Here is a 20,614-nt window from a genome sequence, read left to right as displayed (position 1 = left end):
GCGTGGCGGAGCAGCAATGATGCGGAAATGTCGGAGAATTCTCCCGGGCGGCGGACGGCTGCGGGCGCGCGCTATTCATCACGAATCAATTGGTGGTCGATCAATTGATGGTCCTGCCCGGTCCGCTCGCGACGTGTTCAGACGTCGCGCGGTGACCGGCAGGACCCTCACGGCCGGTTCAGGGGTGTGACGGAAAACGTGGAGAACGAAGAGAAGCTCCTCGACTACCTCAAGCGGGCGACCGCCGATCTGCGTGAGACCCGTCGGCGGCTGCGCGAGCTGGAGGAACAGGAGCCCGAGCCGATCGCCGTCGTCGGCATGGCCTGCCGCTACCCGGGCGGCGTCCGCTCGCCCGAGGACCTCTGGCAGCTCGTCGCGACCGGCTCCGACGGCGTCTCCGACTTCCCCCTCGACCGTGGCTGGGACCTCAGCGCCCTGTCGGCCGAGGATCCCGAGCAGCCCGGCAGCTCGTACACCCGCGAGGGCGGCTTCCTGCACGACGCGGCGGAGTTCGACCCCGACTTCTTCAACATCTCGCCGCGCGAGGCCCTCGCGATGGACCCGCAGCAGCGGCTGCTGCTGGAGACGTCCTGGGAGGCCTTCGAGCGGGCCGGCATCGACCCCGACTCGCTGCGCGGCAGCGCCACCGGCGTCTTCGCCGGCGTGATGTACCACGACTACGCCTCCCGGCTGTGGGACGTGCCCGAGGGCGTCGCCGGCTACCTGGGCAACGGCAACTCCGGCAGCGTCGCCTCGGGCCGGGTCGCGTACGCGCTGGGCCTGGAGGGCCCGGCCGTGACCGTCGACACGGCCTGTTCCTCGTCGCTGGTCGCGCTGCACTGGGCGATCCAGGCGCTGCGCGCGGGCGAGTGCTCGCTGGCGCTGGCCGGCGGCGTCGCGGTGATGTCCACCCCCAACGCCTTCATCGACTTCAGCCGTCAGCGCGGACTCGCGGCCGACGGCCGCTGCAAGTCCTTCGCGGCGGCGGCGGACGGCACCGGCTGGGGCGAGGGCGTCGGCATGCTGCTCGTCGAGAGGCTCTCCGACGCCCAGCGCAACGGGCACCCGGTGCTCGCGATCGTGCGCGGCAGCGCCGTCAACCAGGACGGCGCCAGCAGCGGGCTGACCGCTCCCAACGGGCCGGCCCAGCAGCGGGTGATCCGCCAGGCGCTGGCGTCCGCGCGGCTGACCGCTCACCAGATCGACGCCGTCGAGGCCCACGGCACGGGAACCCGGCTGGGTGACCCGATCGAAGCCCAGGCGCTGCTGGCGACGTACGGACAGGACCGCCAGCGCCCCTTGTGGCTGGGTTCGTTGAAGTCGAACATCGGGCACACCCAGGCGGCTGCCGGCGTCGGCGGCGTCATCAAGATGGTGATGGCGATGCGGCACGGCGTGCTGCCGCAGACGCTGCACGTGGACGAGCCGACCCCCCACGTGGACTGGTCGGCGGGCGCGGTGGAGCTGCTCACCGAGGCGCGGGACTGGCCCGAGACCGGGCGGCCGCGCCGCGCGGCGGTGTCGTCGTTCGGCGTCAGCGGCACCAACGCGCACGTCATCGTCGAGCAGGGCCCGGTGGTCGAGCCCGCCGCGCGAACGGTCGGTCCGACGGGCCCTGGTCGCCCGGTGCCGCTGGTCCTTTCCGGGCGGGACGAGGCGTCCCTGCGCGCCCAGGCGGCGCGCCTGCGCGAGCACCTGGCCGACGACGCCGACCACCTCGACGTGGCGGACCTGGGCTTCTCGCTGGCCACGTCCCGAGCGGCGCTCAAGCAACGGGCGGCGCTGCTGGTCCGTGACCGCGACGAGGCGCTGGCCGCGGTCGAGGCGCTGGCGGGCGGCGCGCCGTCGGCGCGTGCGGTGCTGGGCAGCGCCGACACGGCGGGCCGGATGGCGTTCCTGTTCACCGGTCAGGGCAGTCAGCGGGCCGGGATGGGCCGCGAGCTGTACGAGGCGTTCCCGGTGTTCGCGGTGGCGTTCGACGCGGTGTGCGCAGAGTTCGATGGGGAGTTGGGCCTGCCGTTGCGGGAGGTCGTCTTCGCGGGTGAGCGGATCGACGAGACGGCGTGCACGCAGCCGGCGTTGTTCGCGCTTGAGGTGGCGCTGTTCCGGCTCGTGGAGTCGTGGGGCGTGCGGCCGGACTTCCTCGCGGGTCATTCGATCGGTGAGATCGCAGCCGCGCACGTGGCGGGTGTGTTGTCGCTGGCGGACGCTGCCAAGTTGGTGGCGGCGCGCGGTCGGTTGATGCAGGCCCTCCCTGCCGGTGGCGCGATGGTGGCGGTGCAGGCGTCCGAGGACGAGGTGCTGCCGCTGCTCACCGACGAGGCGGGGATCGCCGCCGTCAACGGGCCCACCTCGGTGGTGATCTCCGGCGCCGAGCAGGCCGTCCTGGAGGTTGCGGACCAACTGTCCGCCGAGGGTCGCAAGGTGAAGCGGCTGACGGTCAGTCACGCGTTCCACTCGCCGCTGATGGACCCGATGCTGGACGAGTTCCGCACAGTCGTCGCCAGTCTGACCTTTCAGGCTCCGCAGACTCCGATCGTCTCCACCCTCGACCAGGACGCGGACCTGACCGACCCCGAGTACTGGGTGCGCCACGTCCGCGAGGCCGTCCGCTTCCGCGACGCCGTGGAGACCCTGGAGCGCGAGGGCGTGCGCACCTTCCTGGAGTTGGGTCCGGACGGCACGCTGTCCGCGCTCGGCCAGGCGTGCGTGGCCGAGGACGCGGTGTTCGCGCCGGTCCTGCGCGGCGACCGTTCCGAGGTGGAGACGTTCACAGCCGGGCTGGCCCAGCTGTCCGTGCGCGGGGTCAAGCTCGACTGGTCGGCGGTCTTCGCAGGGACGGAGGCCCGGCGGATCGACCTGCCGACCTACGCCTTCCAGCGGGAGCGCTACTGGCTCGACAGCGGTGCCGCCCCCAGCGGCGATGTCACCGCGTCCGGCCTCGAGCCCGTCGATCACCCGCTGCTGGGCGCCGTCGTCGCGCTGCCTGACGCGGACGGTCTCCTGCTCTTCGGTCGGCTGTCGCTCGACGCGCAGCCGTGGTTGGCCGACCACGCGGTGGCGGGCAGCGCGCTGCTGCCGGGAACGGCGTTCGTGGAGCTGGCGGTCGTGGCGGGCGACCAGGCGGGCTGCGGGCGGCTGGAGGAGCTGACGCTGGAGGCACCGCTCGTCGTGCCGGCTGAGGGCGCACTTCGTCTCTGCCTGGCCGTGGGCGAGCCCGACGGCTCGGGGCGTCGGTCGCTGAGCGTGTACTCGCGCTCGGAAGATGCCGAGCTGGACGGGTCCTGGACGCGGCATGCTTCCGGTCTGCTGGCGGAGGGTCAGCGCTCGGCGGGCTTCGAGTTGGTGCAGTGGCCGCCGTCCGGGGCTGAGCGGGTCCCGATCGAGTCGGTGTACGACGGGCTCGCCGCGGCCGGGTTCGGCTACGGCCCCGTGTTCCAGGGCCTACGGAAGGCCTGGCGGCAGGGCGGGGAGATCTTCGCTGAGGTCTCGCTGCCGGAGGAGCATCGCGGGGAGGCGGGCCTGTTCGGTCTGCATCCGGCGCTGTTGGACGCCTCGCTGCACGCGATCGGGCTCGGGGGCCTGCTGGAGGACACGGGACAGGGCCGGCTGCCGTTCGCGTGGTCGGGTGTGTCCCTGTACGCGGCGGGCGCGGGCGAGCTGCGGGTGCGGATCGCCCCGGCCGGTGCGGACGCGGTCTCGCTGGCGGTCGCTGACGGGACCGGTGCGCCGGTCGCAACCGTCGACTCGCTGGTGCTGCGGGCTTTCGCGCCCGAGCAGGTGGCGGGTTCCGGCGAGGGTGGTCATGAGGCGCTGTTCCGCCAGGAGTGGACGGAGGTGCCGCTGCCGGCCACGGGATCCTTCGGTGCCATGGCGGTGCTGGGCGACGACGACCTCGGGCTCGCGGACGCGGTGTTGTTCGACGATCTGAGCGAGCTGGCGGATTCCGTGCCGGGCACGGTCGTGCTGCCGGTGCGACCGGAGCCCGGTGATGTCGCCGCTGCCGCCCACGCCTCCGTGCAGCGGGTGCTCGCCCTCGTCCAGCGCTGGTTGGCGGAGGAGGCGTTCGGCGGGTCCCGCCTGGTGGTGGTGACGCGCGGTGCGACCGCTGGTGATCTCCCGTCGGCTGCCGTCCGGGGTCTGCTGCGCTCGGCGCAGTCGGAGGACCCGGGCCGGATCGTGCTGGTGGACCTGGACGAGGATCCGTCGTCCTTGTCGGCGCTGTCCCGGGCGGTGGATGCCGGGGAGCCGCAGCTGGCCCTGCGGGCCGGGGAGGCGTTCGCGCCCCGTCTGGCACGGGTGCCTGCGAGCGTCGAGGCGACGCCCGTGGAGCTGGACCCCGAAGGCGTCGTGCTGCTTACGGGCGCGACCGGTGCGTTGGGTGCTCTGTTCGCCCGGCACCTGGTGACCGAGTACGGGGCGCGCCGTCTGCTGCTGGTCTCCCGACGCGGCGCTGCGGCGCAGGGCGCACCGGAGTTGGCGGCCGAGCTGGCGGCTTTGGGCGCCGAGGCGCAGTTCGCGGCCTGCGATGTGGCGGACCGCGCCGCTCTGGCTGAGCTGCTGGGCTCGCTGGAGCACCCGCTGACCGCCGTGGTGCACACGGCCGGTGTGCTGGACGACGGGCTGATCCCCTCGCTCACTCCCGACCGGGTCGACGCGGTGCTGCGTCCGAAGGTGGACGCGGCCTGGCACCTGCACGAGCTGACCCAGGGACAGAACCTCTCCGCCTTCGTGCTGTTCTCCTCGGCGGCCGGGGTGTTCGGTCCCGCCGGTCAGGGAAACTACGCGGCGGCCAACAGCTTCCTGGACGCCCTCGCCGAGCACCGCCGCTCGGCGGGCCTGCCGGCGACCTCCCTCGCGTGGGGCCTGTGGGCCGAGGACGGCGGCATGGCGGCCGACGTCGAGCGGATGGGCCGTGGCGGCGTGCTGCCGCTCTCGCCCACCGAGGGACTGGCCCTGTTCGACGCGTCGCTGCGGTCGGACGAGGCCGTGGTGGTGCCGGTCCGGCTGGACCGCGCCGGTCTGCGGGCCCAGGCCGGGGCCGGGACGCTGCCGCCCCTGCTGCGCGGCCTGGTCCGGGCGCCGATGCGTCGCGTCGCCGCCGCCTCGACCGCAACGGAGGACTCCGCGTTCGGTGCGCGGCTCGTCGGCCTGCTCCCGGCCGAGCAGGACGCGCTGCTCCTCGACCTGGTCCGGACCCACGTCGCCGCCGTGTTGGGCCACGGGGGTCCGGAGGCCGTCGACCCGACCCGGGCCTTCCGTGATCTGGGCTTCGACTCGCTGAGCGCCCTCGATCTGCGCAACAGCCTCAACGCGGCGACCGCGCTGCGCCTGCCGGCCACGGTGGTCTTCGACCACCCCAACCCGCACGCCCTCGCCCGGCAGCTGCACGCCGAGCTCGTCGGTGGAGCCGCGCTCGACCAGCGGGACGGCGCCGCCGCCGTGGTCGCGTCGGCCGACGACCCGATCGCGATCGTCGCCATGAGCTGCCGCTTCCCCGGCGGTGTCTCCTCGCCCGAGGAGCTGTGGGACCTGGTCGCCGGCGGACGGGATGCGATATCCGGCTTCCCCGAGGACCGTGGTTGGGACATCGAGCGCCTCTACCACCCGGACCCGGAGCACCCCGGCACCTCGTACACCCGCGAGGGCGGCTTCCTGCACGACGCGGCCGAGTTCGACCCCACCTTCTTCGGCATCTCGCCGCGTGAGGCGGTGGCCACCGATCCGCAGCAGCGGCTGCTGCTGGAGACGTCCTGGGAGGCGTTCGAGCGGGCCGGCATCGACCCGGCCGCCCTGCGGGGCAGCCGGACCGGTGTCTTCGTCGGCGTGATGTACCACGACTACGCCACCCGCCTCCAGGACGACCCGGCCGCCGGCGACGGCTACCTGGGGGGCGGCGACACGGGCAGTGTCGCCTCGGGCCGGGTCTCCTACACCTTCGGGCTGGAGGGCCCGGCGGTGACGGTGGACACCGCGTGCTCGTCCTCGCTGGTCGCGCTGCACTGGGCGGTCCAGGCGCTGCGCAGCGGCGAGTGCACGATGGCGCTGGCCGGCGGTGTGACCGTGATGGCGACCCCGGCGACGTTCGTGGGCTTCAGTCGTCAGCGCGGCCTGTCCGTGGACGGCCGGTGCAAGGCGTTCTCGGACGGCGCGGACGGCACCGGCTGGGGTGAGGGCGTCGGCATGCTGCTCGTCGAGCGGCTCTCCGACGCGCGGCGCAACGGGCACCCGGTGCTGGCGGTCGTGCGTGGCTCGGCCGTGAACCAGGACGGCGCCAGCAACGGTCTGACCGCGCCGAACGGTCCGTCGCAGCAGCGGGTGATCCGGCAGGCGCTGGCCTCGGCGGGGCTGACGGCGGACCAGGTCGACGCGGTCGAGGCGCACGGCACGGGCACCTCCCTGGGCGACCCGATCGAGGCCCAGGCGCTGCTGGCCACCTACGGCCAGGACCGTGAACACCCCCTGTGGCTGGGGTCGGTGAAGTCGAACCTGGGCCACACGCAGGCCGCGGCGGGTGTCGCGGGTGTGATCAAGATGGTCATGGCGTTGCGGCACGGCGTGCTGCCGAAGACCCTGCACGTCACCGAGCCGTCCACGCACGTGGACTGGTCGGCGGGCGCGGTCGAGCTGCTGACCGAGGCACGCGAGTGGCCGCAGACCGGGCGTCCGCGTCGAGCCGCCGTGTCCTCCTTCGGGATCAGCGGCACCAACGCGCACACCGTGATCGAGCAGCCTCCGTCCGTCGAGGTGCCGCAGGCGGAGACCGCTTCGACGGGTCAGGCGCCCCTGGTGCCGCTGGTGCTGTCGGGTCGGACGCCGGACGCGCTGCGCGGGCAGGCGGCCCGACTGCGGCGGCACCTCGTCGCCCGTCCGGACCTGGACACCGTCGACGTCGCCTACTCGCTGGCCACCGCACGAGCGGCCTTCGACCACCGTGCCGCGCTGGTGTCGCACGACCGCGCGGAGCTGCTGCGCGGCCTGGAGCTGCTGGCGGGCGGCGAGGTCGCGAGCGAGGCGGCCGTCAGTGTCGGGACGGTCGGCGGCGGCAGGACGGCTTTCCTGTTCACCGGACAGGGCAGCCAGCGGGCCGGCATGGCCCGAGAGCTGTACGGCGCGTTCCCGGTGTTCGCGACGGCGTACGACGCGGTCTGCGCGGAGCTCGACCGGCACCTGGATCAGCCCCTGAAGGACGCCGAGGCGCTGATCGACCAGACCGCCTACACGCAGCCCGCCCTCTTCGCCGTCGAGGTGGCGCTGTTCCGTCTCGTGGAGTCCTGGGGTCTCCGGCCGGACTTCCTGGCGGGCCATTCGATCGGTGAGATCGCGGCCGCGCATGTGGCGGGCGTGCTGTCGCTGGCGGACGCGGCCGAACTGGTCGTCGCGCGCGGCCGGTTGATGCAGGCACTGCCGGCCGGTGGCGCGATGGTGGCCGTGCAGGCCGCCGAGGAGGACGTGCTGCCGCTGCTGGAGGGCCGGGAGCACGAGATCGGCCTCGCCGCCGTCAACGGCCCCGCTGCCGTGGTGCTCTCCGGCGTCGAGCAGGCCGTCCTCGAAGTCGCCGAGAAGCTGGCGGCCGACGGGCGCAGGACGAAGCGGCTGACGGTCAGTCATGCGTTCCACTCGCCGCTGATGGACCCGATGCTGGAGGAGTTCCGCGCGGTGGTGGAGGGTCTGGCCTTCCACGAGCCCCGGATCCCGATGGTCTCCACTCTCGACCAGGACGCCGACCTCACCTCGCCCGAGTACTGGGTGCGGCATGTCCGCGAGGCGGTCCGCTTCCGCGACGCCGTCGCGGCGCTGGAGCGCGAAGGCGTGCGCACCTACCTGGAGTTGGGCCCGGACGGCACGCTCACCGCGATGGCGCAGGACTGTCTGCTCGACGAGAGCGCGGCACTGCTGACGCCGCTGCTGCGGCGCGACCGCCCGGAGACCGAGACGGTCGCCTCGGCGCTGGGACGTCTGCACGTGCGCGGGGTCCGGGTCGACTGGGCCGCGCTGTACGCCGGGACCGGAGCGCGATTCGTCGAGCTGCCGACCTACGCCTTCCAGCGCGAGCGGTACTGGCCCCGGCCGGTGACCGGCTGGGCGGGCGACGTCGCGTCCGCCGGTCTCGGTGCGGCCGACCACCCGCTGCTGGGTGCGTCCCTCGTCCTGGCGGACGCCGACGGTCACGTGTTCACGGGTCGGCTCGCGCTGGACACCCACGCATGGCTGGCCGACCACGCGGTGGCTGAGCGGGTGCTGCTGCCGGGGACGGCGTTCGTGGAGCTGGCGATCCGTGCGGGTGACCAGGTCGGCTGCTCGCTGGTGGAGGAGTTGACGCTGGAGGCGCCGCTGGTCCTGCCGGAGCGTGGCGGGGTGCAGGTGCAGGTGTCGGTCGGTGCGTCCGACGGTGACGGTCGGCGCGGCATCAGCGTGTACTCGCGGTCGGAGGATGCCGGGCTGGACGAGCCGTGGACGCGGCATGCGGCCGGTCTGCTCGCGGAGGGCGAGCGGGTACCGGACTTCGAGCTCGCGACGTGGCCACCGGTGGGTGCGGAGTCGGCCTCGGTCGCGTCGGTCTATGACGCCTTCGCGGCGGCAGGCTTCGGTTACGGTCCGGTCTTCCAGGGGCTGCGGAGGGCATGGCGTCTGGGTGGTGAGGTGTTCGCCGAGGTGTCGCTGCCCGAGGAGAACCGCTCGGAGGCGGGCCTGTTCGGTCTGCATCCGGCCCTGCTGGATGCGTCGCTGCACGCGATCGGGCTGGGCGGACTGCTGGAGGACACCGGGCAGGGTCGACTGCCGTTCGCGTGGTCGGGTGTGTCGTTGCATGCGGCCGGCGCGGCCGAGCTGCGGGTGCGGCTGTCGGTCGTCGGTTCGGACGCGGTCTCGCTCGCGGTGGCGGACGGCACCGGCGCGCCGGTGGCCTCCATTGACTCGCTGACGCTTCGGTCCTTCTCGCCGGAGCAGTTGAGCGGTGGCGGAGGTCGGCACGAGGCGCTGTTCCGCCAGGAATGGACGGCCGTGACGCTGCCCTCGTCCATGTCGCTCGGCGCGGTGGCCGTGCTCGGCGGCGACGACCTCGGGTTGCCGGATGCCGAGTGCTTCGACGACCTGGCGACGCTGAGCTTCGCTCTCGCCGACACGGTCGTGGTGCCGCTGGCGGATCCGGCCTCCCCGGACGTGGCGGCGGCCACCCATGCGGCTGTGCACGATGCCCTGGAGCTGCTGCAGACGTGGCTTGCGGAGGAGGCGTTCGCCGACTCCCGGCTGGTCCTGGTGACGCGCGGCGCGGTGGCCACCTCCCAGGGCGACGAAGTCCACGACCTGGCCTCGGCCGCCGTCTGGGGCCTGGTGCGCTCCGCGCAGGCGGAGAACCCGGGCCGCATCGTGCTGGTCGACCTCGACCAGGACGCGGCGTCCCAGGCCCTGCTCGCTGCCGCCGCCGACTCCGGCGAGCCGCAGTTGGCGCTGCGCGCCGGGGCGGCCCTCGCCCCGCGCCTGGCGGCGGTGGCCACCGACGAACCCGAGGCGACCCCGGAGTTCGACGCCGCAGGAACCGTCCTGGTGACCGGCGCGACGGGTTCGCTCGGTCGGGCGGTGGCCAGGCACCTGGTGGTCCGGCACCACGCGCGGCACCTGCTGCTGGTCTCGCGGCGCGGTGAGGCAGCGCCGGGCGCTGCGGAGTTGGCCGCCGAGCTGGCGGAGCTGGGCGCGTCGGTCCGGTTCGCGGCCTGTGACGTGGCCGACCGCGCCGCCCTCGCCGAGCTGTTGGAGACCGGGCCTGCGCACCCACTGACCGCCGTGGTGCACACGGCCGGTGTGCTGGACGACGGCGTGATCGCCTCGCTCACCCCGGACCGGGTCGACGCGGTGCTGCGTCCGAAGGTGGACGCGGCCTGGCACCTGCACGAGCTGACGCGAGACCAGAACCTCTCCGCCTTCGTGCTGTTCTCCTCTGCCGCCGGGGTCTTCGGCAACGCCGGCCAGGCCAACTACGCGGCGGCCAACAGCTTCCTGGACACGCTCGCGCAGCAGCGGCACGCCGCCGGTCTGCCCGCGAACTCCCTCGCCTGGGGCCTGTGGGCCGAGGACGGCGGAGGCATGGCGGGCGAGCTGGCCGACGCCGACTCGCGTCGGATGACGCGGGCCGTGGCGGCGCTGTCGGAGGCGGAGGGGCTGGCGCTGCTCGACACGGCGCTCGGCCTGCCGGACCCGGTGCTGCTGCCGGCCCGCCTGGACCTGGGACAACTGCGCTCCCAGGCGGCGGAGTCGGGCGAGGTGCCCGCGCTGCTGCGGGGCCTGATCCGGCAGCCGGCCCGGCGCGCGGTCGGGACCGCGGAGGCCGACCCGGGCGCCGCGCTGGTGCGGCAGCTGACCGGTCTGGTCGCCGACGAGCAGGAGCGCATCCTCCTCGACGTCGTGCGCGGGCAGGTCGCCGCGGTGCTGGGCTACGCCGGCGCAGCCGCGGTCCAGGCGACCGCCGGATTCCGCGAGTTGGGCTTCGACTCGCTGACCGCCGTCGAGCTGCGCAACCGGCTGAACGCGGTGACCGGCCTGCGACTGCCCGCGACGCTGGTCTTCGACTACCCGAGCCCGGCCGAGCTCGCCGGACAGCTGCGCACCGCGCTTCCGCTGGACGGGCAGGCCGCCGGGGCGGGCGTCTTCGCCGAGCTGGATCGGCTCTCTGAGGCCCTGGCGGCCACTCCCACCGACCAGGAGACCGGGACGCGGGTCACCCTGCGCCTCCAGGCCCTGCTGGCGCAGTGGCGGGACCTCGTCGGAACCGACGGGCGACCGGCCGAGGACGACAGCGACATCGAGTCGGCCTCCGACGACGAGCTGTTCGACCTGCTCGACGACGAGCTCGAGACCTCCTGACCCGGGCTCCCGCCCCCCATGACGCAGGCGCGACTGAGATGCCGCGAGGAACGGACGAGATGGTGAACGAGGACAAGCTGCGCGATTACCTCAAGCGCGCCACCGCTGATCTGCGCAACGCTCGTCGGCGGGTGCGGGAGCTGGAGGAGCGCGACCAGGAGCCGATCGCGATCGTCGGCATGAGCTGCCGCTACCCCGGTGGTGTGTCCTCGCCGGAGGAGCTGTGGCAGCTGGTGTCGGACGGAGGCGACGCCATCGGGGGCTTCCCGACCGACCGGGGCTGGGAGGTCGAGTCGCTGATCGACGACGACCCGGACCGGCAGGGCACCAGCTACGTCAGCCAGGGCGGCTTCCTGCACGACGCGTGCCAGTTCGACCCGGCGTTCTTCGGGATCTCGCCGCGTGAGGCGCTCGCCATGGACCCGCAGCAGCGGCTGCTGCTGGAGGCGTCCTGGGAGGCGTTCGAGCGGGCCGGGATCGACCCGACGGGGCTCAAGGGCAGCAGGACCGGCATCTTCGCCGGTCTCATGTACCACGAGTACGCCAGCCGGCTCGGCGCGGTGCCGGAGGGCGTCGAGGGGCACCTCGGCACCGGCAGCTTCGGCAGCGTCGCCTCGGGGCGGGTCTCCTACACGCTGGGCCTGGAGGGCCCGGCGGTGACCGTGGACACCGCCTGCTCGTCCTCGCTGGTGGCCCTGCACCTGGCCGTGCAGGCGTTGCGCAGCGGTGAGTGCACGCTCGCGCTGGCCGGTGGCGTGACCGTGATGGCCACGCCCGGCACGTTCGTGGAGTTCAGCCGCCAGCGCGGCCTGGCCACCGACGGGCGCTGCAAGGCGTTCTCCGACGACGCCGACGGCACCGGCTGGGGCGAGGGCGTCGGGATGCTCCTGGTCGAGCGGCTCAGCGACGCCCGGCGCAACGGGCACCCGGTGCTCGCCGTGGTTCGTGGTTCGGCGATCAACCAGGACGGCGCCAGTAACGGCCTCACCGCCCCCAACGGCCCGTCGCAGCAGCGCGTGATCCGCCAGGCGCTGGCGTCGGCAGGTCTGACGCCGTCCCAGGTCGACGCCGTCGAGGCGCACGGCACCGGCACCACGCTGGGCGACCCGATCGAGGCGCAGGCGCTGCTGGCCACGTACGGCCAGGAGCGGGCGGACGGACGGCCGCTCCTCCTCGGGTCGCTCAAGTCCAACATCGGCCACACCCAGGCGGCGGCCGGGGTCGGCGGCATCATCAAGATGGTGATGGCGATGCGTCACGGCGTGCTGCCGCAGACGCTGCACGTCACCGAGCCGTCCACGCATGTGGACTGGTCGGCCGGCGCGGTGGAGCTGGTGACCGAACAGCGGGAGTGGCCCGAGACCGGGCAGCCGCGCCGGGCCGCCGTCTCCTCCTTCGGCTTCAGCGGCACCAACGCGCACGTGATCGTCGAGCAGGCGCCGACGGCGGAGGAGCAGGCGCCGGCCGAGGAGCCCGCCGAGTCGCCGGTGGCGGCGATCGCCGCCACCGTGCTGCCGTGGCCGGTGTCGGCCCGGGGCGCGGCAGGGCTGCGCGGGCAGGCGTCCCGCCTGCACGCCTTCGTCGACGGCGAGTCGACGCCGGACGCGCTGGACGTCGGGCTCTCGCTGGCCGTCGGCCGGGCCCGACTGGAGCAGCGGGCCGTGGTGCTGGGGGCCGACAAGGCCGAACTGGGCCGGGGACTTCTGACGCTGGCCACTGGCGGTGTCGCGGCCGACGTGGTCGAAGGGACCGCCCAGGCGGTCGGCAAGGTGGCGTTCGTCTTCCCCGGGCAGGGCTCGCAGTGGGCCGAGATGGGCGCCCGGCTGTGGGACGAGTCGCCGGTGTTCCGCGCCGCGATCCAGGACTGCGCCGCCGCTCTCGCGCCGTTCACCGACTGGTCGCTGGAGGACGTGCTGCTCGGCCGAGCCGGAACGGAGTGGCTGGACCGGGTCGAGGTCGTGCAGCCGGTGCTGTGGGCCGTGATGGTGTCGCTCGCCGAGGTCTGGCGGGCCTGCGGCGTCGAGCCCGCGCTCGTCGTCGGCCACTCGCAGGGCGAGATCGCCGCCGCCGTCCTGGCCGGAGCGCTCTCGCTGGAGGACGGCGCGAAGGTCGTCGCGCTGCGCAGCCAGGCCATCGCCGCCGGACTCGAAGGCCATGGCGGCATGGTCTCGCTCGCCCTGCCGGTCGACGCCGCGCGCGAGCGGCTGGCCGCCTGGGGCGAGCAGCGGATCTCCGTGGCGGCCGTCAACGGCCCGACCTCGGTGGTCGTCTCGGGCGAGCCGGCCGCGCTGGACGAACTGCTCGCCGCCTGCGAGGCGGACGGGATCCGGGCGCGCCGGGTGCAGGTCAGCTACGCCTCGCACTCCGCCCAGGTCGAGTCCCTGCGCGACGAGCTGCGCACGGCCCTGGCCGGGATCACCCCACGCGCCGGGCGCATCCCCCTGCTGTCCACCGTGACCGGCGAGCTGCTCGACGGCGCGGCGATGGACGCCGAGTACTGGTACACCAACCTCCGTTCGACCGTGCGGTTCGGCGAGGCCGTCCAGGCGGCCGTGACCGCGCACGGCATCGACGGCTTCGTCGAGGTCAGCGCGCACCCGGTGCTGCTGACGGGACTTCAGGAGTGCCTGGAGGAGGCCGACGCGTCGGCGGTGACCGTCGGCACGCTGCGACGCGGCGAGGGCGGGGCACGCCGGATCGCGGCCTCCCTGGCCGAGGCGTGGGTGCGCGGCGTCGCGGTGGACTGGCAGGCCGCCGTCTACGCGGGCACCGGCGCGCAGCGCGTCGAGCTGCCCACCTATGCCTTCCAGCGCAGCCGCTACTGGCTGGACGCGCCCGCCGCCCTTGCCGCCGAGCCCCGGGAGGCGGCCCTCGACCCGGTCGAGGCCGAGTTCTGGGCCGCTGTCGAGGGCGAGGACCTGGCCGCGGTGGCCGGTTCGCTGGACCTCGCCGACGACGCTCCGCTCAGCGCGGTGCTGCCGGCCCTGTCGACCTGGCGACGACAGCGCCGCGAGCAGTCCACCGTCGACGGCTGGCGCTACCGGATCGTCTGGCAGCCGCTGACCGAGCTGCCCGCGCCGGTGCTCTCCGGCACCTGGGCGCTCGTGGTGCCCGAGGCGCTCGCCGGTGACGCGTGGGTGGACGACACCGCCGAGGCACTGGCCCGCCACGGCGCCGACGTGCGGCGTCTGGTGGTCGGTCCGGCGGACCTGGACCGCGAGGCGCTGGCCGGGCGGCTGCGCGCCGAACTCCCCGAGGACGCCGCACCCGCCGGGGTGCTGTCCCTACTCGGCCTGGTCGAGCAGGGATGCCCGGACCACCCGGCCGTGCCGTTCGGTCTGGCCGGATCGGTGATCCTGCTCCAAGCGCTGGGCGACGCCGAGATCGAGGCGCCGGTGTGGACCGCCACGCGCGGCGCGGTCGCGGTGAACGCCGCCGAGCGGCTGAACGGGCCCGCCCAGGCGCTGGTCTGGGGCCTGGGCCGGGTGGCCGCGCTGGAGGACGCGGCGCGCTGGGGCGGTCTGCTGGACCTGCCCGAGCAGCCGGACGAGCGCGCCCTGAAGCGCCTCGTCGGCGTGCTGGCCGGTACCGGCGGCGAGGACCAGCTCGCGCTGCGCGGCACCGGCGTGTACGCCCGCCGACTGGTCCACGCCCCCGCCGGACCGACGCCGGCCGGATCCACTGCGGCCGAGCCGTGGCGGCCGAGCGGCACCGTCCTGGTCACCGGCGGCACCGGCGCGCTCGGCGCGCACGTGGCCCGCTGGCTGGCGGAGAACGGCGCCCCGCACCTGCTGCTCACCAGCCGCCGCGGACCGGACGCCGAGGGCGCCGCCGAACTGCGCGAGGAACTCACCGCGCTGGGCGCCGAGGTGACGATCACCTCGTGCGACGTGTCGGACCGCGCGGCGCTGGCCGGTCTGCTGGCGTCCGTCCCGGCCGAGCGGCCGCTCACCGCCGTGATGCACACCGCCGCCGTGCTCGACGACGCCGTGATCCGGGCGCTGACCGCCGACCAGCTGGAGCGGGTGCTGCGGGTCAAGGTCGACTCCGCCCTGCACCTGCACGAGCTGACCCGCGACCTCGACCTGTCCGCGTTCGTGCTCTTCTCCTCCTTCGCCGCCACCTTCGGCGCGCCGGGCCAGGGCAACTACGCGCCAGGGAACGCGTTCCTGGACGCGCTGGCCGAGCAGCGCCGTGCCGACGGCCTGCCCGCCACCTCGGTGGCCTGGGGGCCGTGGGGCGAGGGCGGCATGGCGGCCGAGGGCGGCGTCGGCGACCGGATGCGCCGCCACGGCATCCTGGAGATGGCGCCGCACCTGGCCGTGACCGCCCTCCAGCAGGCGCTGGACCGGGGCGAGACCGTGCTGACCGTCACCGACATCGACTGGAAGCGCTTCGCGCTCGCCTTCACCTCCGGACGGGTCCGCCCGCTGCTGTTCGAGGTGCCCGAGGCCGTGCGCGCCCTGGAGAGCGGCGCGGGCGGCGACGGCGGTGTCGAGAGCGCCGACGGCGGCTTCGCCGCCCGGCTCACGGGTCTGCCGGCCGCCGAGCGCGAGCGGCTCCTGCTGGAGCTGGTGACCTCGCACGTCGCTGCCGCGCTGGGCTACCCCGGCCCGGAGGCGGTGGACACCGGCCGTGCGTTCAAGGAGCTGGGCTTCGACTCGCTGACCGCCGTCGAGCTGCGCAACCGGCTGGGCGCGGCAGCGGGGATCAAGCTGCCCGCCACCCTGATCTACGACCACCCCAACACCGTCGCGCTGGTCCGCCACCTCGACGAGGAGCTCTCGGGCGCCGTGAGCGCCGCCGTCGCCCCGGTCGTGGTCCGGGCCGCCGACGACGAGCCGATCGCGATCGTCGGCATGAGCTGCCGCTTCCCCGGCGGGGTGTCCTCGCCCGAGGACCTGTGGCAGCTGCTGGTCAACGCCGGTGACGGGCTGTCGGAGTTCCCCGCTGACCGCGGCTGGGACCTCGACTCCGTCTTCCACGCGGACCGCGACCACCAGGGCACCTCCTACATCAGCCAGGGCGGGTTCCTGCACGACGCGAGCCGTTTCGACGCCGCCTTCTTCGGGATCTCGCCGCGTGAGGCGCTGGCGATGGACCCGCAGCAGCGGCTGCTGCTGGAGACCTCCTGGGAGGCCTTCGAGCGCGCCGGCATCGACCCGGCCGCCCTGCGCGGCAGCCGGACCGGCGTCTTCGCGGGCACCAACGGCTCCGACTACCTCGGCCTGCTGGCCGGCGCGGCGCAGTCGGCGGAGGGCCACGTCGCCACCGGCACGGCGGCCAGCGTGGTGTCGGGCCGCGTCTCGTACCTGTTCGGCCTCGAAGGCCCCGCGATGACGGTGGATACCGCGTGCTCGGCCTCGCTGGTGGCCCTGCACCTGGCAGTGCAGTCGCTGCGCAACGGCGAGTGCGAGCTGGCGCTGGCCGGTGGCGTCACGGTGATGTCCACGCCGGGCACCTTCGTCGAGTTCAGCCGTCAGCAGGGCCTGGCCTCCGACGGACGCTGCAAGCCGTTCTCGGCCGCCGCGGACGGCTTCACCCCGTCCGAGGGCGTGGGCATGCTGCTGGTCGAGCGGCTCAGCGACGCCCGCCGCAACGGGCACCCGGTGCTGGCCGTCGTCCGTGGATCGGCGATCAACCAGGACGGCGCGAGCAACGGGCTGACCGCGCCGAACGGCCCCTCGCAGCAGCGGGTCATCCGTCAGGCGCTCGCGAACGCGGGCCTGACGGCCGACCAGGTCGACGCGGTCGAGGCGCACGGCACGGGCACCTCGCTGGGCGACCCGATCGAGGCGCAGGCGCTGCTGGCCACCTACGGCAAGGACCGTCCCGAGGACCGGCCGCTGTGGCTGGGTTCGGTGAAGTCCAACATCGGCCACGCCCAGGCGGCGGCCGGTCTGGCCGGCGTCATCAAGATGGTGCTGGCGATGCGCCACGGGGTGCTGCCGGAGAGCATCCACATCGACGAGCCCACCCCGCAGGTGGACTGGTCGACGGGCGCGGTGGCGCTGCTGACCGAACAGCGGCAGTGGCCCGAGACCGGGCAGCCGCGTCGGGCGGGCGTGTCCTCCTTCGGGTTCAGCGGCACCAACGCGCACGTGATCATCGAGCAGGAGCCCGTCGCGGAGCAGTCGGACGGGCAGTCGGACGAGGTTCCGGCGGTCGCCGCCCCGGTCGTGCCGTGGGTGCTGTCGGGCCGGGGCGAGGACGCCCTGCGCGGTCAGGCGGCACGGCTGCGGGCCTTCGCCGCGGATCAGCCGGAGCCGGACGCGCTGGGTCTCGGCCTCAGCCTGGCGGTGGGTCGTACGGTGCTGGAGCACCGGGCCGTGGTGCTCGGCGAGGACACCGCCGAACTCGGGCGCGGCCTGGCCGCGCTGGCCGCCGGCGGACCCGACGCGCGCGTGGTGCACGGCGTGGCGGGCACTCCGGGGAAGGTGGCGTTCGTCTTCCCGGGGCAGGGTTCGCAGTGGGCCGCGATGGCGGTCGAGTTGCTGGAGTGCTCGGCGGTGTTCGCGCAGCGGATGGCCGCGTGCGCTGCCGCGCTGGCACCCTTTGCGGAGGACTGGTCGCTGCTGGACGTCGTCCGTGGCCAGGCCGGTGACGGTTGGCTGGACCGGGTGGACGTGGTGCAGCCGGTGCTGTGGGCGGTGATGGTCTCGCTCGCCGAGGTCTGGCGCGGGGCGGGCGTGGAGCCCTCCGTGGTGGTCGGGCATTCGCAGGGTGAGATCGCTGCTGCGGTGGTCGCGGGTGCGCTGTCGCTGGACGACGGTGCGCGCGTGGTGGCGCTGCGCAGTCGGGCGATCGCCGGTGGCCTGGCCGGCCTCGGCGGCATGGTGTCGGTGGCGCTGCCCGTCGAGCAGGTGCGCGAGCGCCTGACAGTGTGGGGTGAGGACCGCATCTCGGTCGCGGCCGTCAACGGCCCGACCTCTGTGGTGGTCTCGGGCGAACCGGCCGCCCTGGACGAGCTGCTGGCCTCGTGCGAGGCCGACGGCATCCGGGCGCGCCGCGTTCCCGTGGACTACGCGTCGCACTCGGCGCAGGTCGAGGCGATCCGCGAGGAGCTCCTCACGGTCCTGGCGGACATCGAACCGCGCCCCGGCCAGGTGCCGCTGCTGTCCACGGTGACCGCCGAGCTCGTCGACGGCTCCGGGATGGACGCCGAGTACTGGTACACCAACCTCCGCACGACGGTCCGGCTGCAGGAGGCGACCGAGTCGCTTCTCACCAGCGGTTGCGGGACCTTCATCGAGGTCAGCCCGCATCCGGTGCTGGTGATGGCGCTTCAGGAGAGCATCGAGGCGGCCGACCGCGACGCGGTGGCCTTCGGCACGCTGCGGCGCGGTGAGGGGGACGCCCGCCGGGTGCTGGCCTCTTTCGCCGAGGCGTGGGTGCGCGGCGTCGCGGTGGACTGGCAGGCCGCCGTCTTCGCGGGCACCGGCGCCCGCCGCGCCGAGCTGCCCACGTACGCCTTCCAACGCCGCCGCTACTGGCCCGAGGCGGCCGGGTTCGAGGAGCAGTCCGCAGGCGTCGCAGGCGACCCCATGGACGCGGCCTTCTGGGAGGTCGTCGAGAACGAGGACCTGGCGACCCTCGCCGGTTCGCTGGACCTCACCGACGACGCCCCGCTCAGCGCCGTGCTGCCCGCGTTGTCGTCCTGGCGGAGGCACCGCCGCGAGCAGTCCACCGTCGACGGCTGGCGCTACCGCGTCAGCTGGCAGCCGCTCGGAGACCTGCCCACGGCGAGCCTCTCCGGCACCTGGGCGGTCGTCGTCCCCGAGGCGCTGGTCGAGGAGGAGTGGGTCGCCGACACTGCCCGGGCGCTGGTCCGACGCGGCGCGGAGGTCCGCACGTTCGGCCTCGACGGGCGCGACGTGGGCCGTGAGGCGCTGGTCGACGTGCTGCGCAAGCAGCTGGGCGACGTCGTGGAGCTGACGGGTGTGCTGTCGCTGCTCGCGCTGGACGAGCGGCCGCACCAGGACCACCCGGGTCTGCCGCTCGGCCTGGCCGGGACCGTCGGGCTGGTGCAGGCGCTGGGTGACGCCGGGATCGAGGCGCCGCTGTGGTGCGCGACCCGGGGCGCGGTCGCGGTCAACCGCGCCGAGCGGCCGACGGGCCCCGCGCAGTCGCTGGTGTGGGGTCTGGGCCGGGTCGCGGCGCTCGAACAGCCGCAGCGCTGGGGCGGCCTGGTGGACCTTCCCGCGACCCTGGGCGAGCGCTCCGACGAGCGCGCGCTGGACCGGCTGGTGAGCGTGCTGGCCGGCGCCGGGGTCGAGGACCAGCTCGCGGTGCGGGCCTCCGGCGTCTTCGTCCGCCGACTGGTGCACGCCCCCGCGGGCCTGACGCCGGCCGAGGGCTGGCGCCCGAGCGGGACCGTCCTGGTCACCGGCGGCACCGGCGCGCTCGGCGCGCACGTGGCACGCTGGCTGGCCCGCAGCGGCGCCGCGCACCTGCTGCTCACCAGCCGCCGCGGCCCGGATGCCGAGGGCGCCGCCGAGCTGCGCGAGGAACTCCTCGCCCTCGGCGCGCAGGTGACGATCGCGTCCTGCGACGCGGCCGACCGTGCGGCGCTGGCCGGACTGCTGGCCGCCGTGCCGGCGGAACACCCGCTGACCGCCGTGGTCCACACCGCGGGCGTCCTGGACGACGGCGTGCTCGACTCGCTGACGCCCGACCGGATCGCGGGCGTGCTGCGTCCGAAGGTGGACGCCGTGCTCAACCTGCACGAGCTGACCCGGGAGTCGGAGCTGACGGCGTTCGTCCTGTTCTCCGGCATCGCGGGCACCCTCGGCGACCCCGGCCAGGGCAACTACGCGGCCGCCAACGCCTTCCTGGATGCCTTCGCCGAGCAGCGCCGGACCGAGGGCCTGCCCGCCACCTCGGTGGCCTGGGGCCGTTGGGGCGAGACGGGCATGGCGGCGGACGGCATGATCGGCGACCGCCTGGACCGGGCCGGGCTCCCGGGCATGCAGCCGGAGGCGGCGATCGCCGCCCTCCAGCGGGCCCTGGACCTGGACGAGACGGTGGTCACGGTCGCCGACATCGTCTGGGAGCGCTTCGCGCCCGGCTTCACGGCCGTCCGTGCGTCCGCCCTGCTGGACGAACTGCCTGCGGCGCGGCGCACCACCGACGGCGGCGGGTCCACCGCTCAGGCGGTGCCCGCCGACGCCACCGACCTGCGCCGGCGTCTGGCGGAGATGGCCGAACTCGAGCGCGAGCAGGCCGTCCTCGACCTGGTGCGGGCCCACGCGGCAGCCGCGCTCGGACACGAGACGGCGGACGAGGTGGTCGGCAGCCGGGCCTTCAAGGAGCTCGGCATCGACTCGCTGACAGCCCTGGAGCTGCGCAACCGGCTCAGCGCCGCCACCGGGCTCCGGCTTCCGGCGACGCTGGTGTTCGACTTCCCGACCCCGGCCGCGCTGGCCACCCGCCTGCGGGCGGACCTGCTGCCGGACGCCGGCACGGGCGGCCCGGCGTCGCTGGCCGACCTCGACCGGCTGGAAGCCGCGCTGGCGGCGGTCTCCGAGGACGAGGACACCCGGGCGGACGTCGCCGCCCGCCTCCAGGCCCTGCTGACCCGGTGGAGCGGAGCTCCGCGCGAGCGGGAGGCCGAGGCCCAGGTGACCGAGAAGCTCCAGTCGGCCTCCGCCGACGAGCTCTTCGCCTTCATCGACAACGAGCTGGGCATGGCCTGACGGGCCCGCACCGTCCCGCAACTACCTTCAGCAGTGAACGAATTGGGTGAGGTTCCAAC

Annotated in this window: 2 protein-coding genes; both read left to right on the top strand. The window is 74.5% G+C overall.

Annotated features, from left to right (window positions below; genetic code table 11):
• Positions 1-198: 198 nt before the first annotated feature.
• A complete protein-coding gene (locus TR50_RS19230; protein WP_042422617.1) occupies positions 199-10,860 on the top strand; it encodes a type I polyketide synthase in 10,662 nt (3,553 codons plus the stop codon).
• 59 nt (positions 10,861-10,919) lie between these two features.
• Positions 10,920-20,555, top strand: coding sequence for a type I polyketide synthase (locus TR50_RS19225; RefSeq protein ID WP_042422615.1), 9,636 nt, complete (start codon positions 10,920-10,922; stop codon positions 20,553-20,555).
• Positions 20,556-20,614: the final 59 nt, after the last annotated feature.

The organism is Streptacidiphilus anmyonensis (genome assembly GCF_000787855.1).
In the GTDB taxonomy this organism is placed as follows: domain Bacteria; phylum Actinomycetota; class Actinomycetes; order Streptomycetales; family Streptomycetaceae; genus Streptacidiphilus; species Streptacidiphilus anmyonensis.
The sequence above is the reverse complement of the archived record's forward strand: the minus strand, read 5'-3'. Positions and strand labels throughout refer to the sequence as shown.

Coding starts and splice junctions, on each gene's coding strand:
- TR50_RS19225 (WP_042422615.1), top strand. CDS start 10,920: ATGGTGAACGAGGACAAGCTGCGCGATTACCTCAAGCGCGCCACCGCT.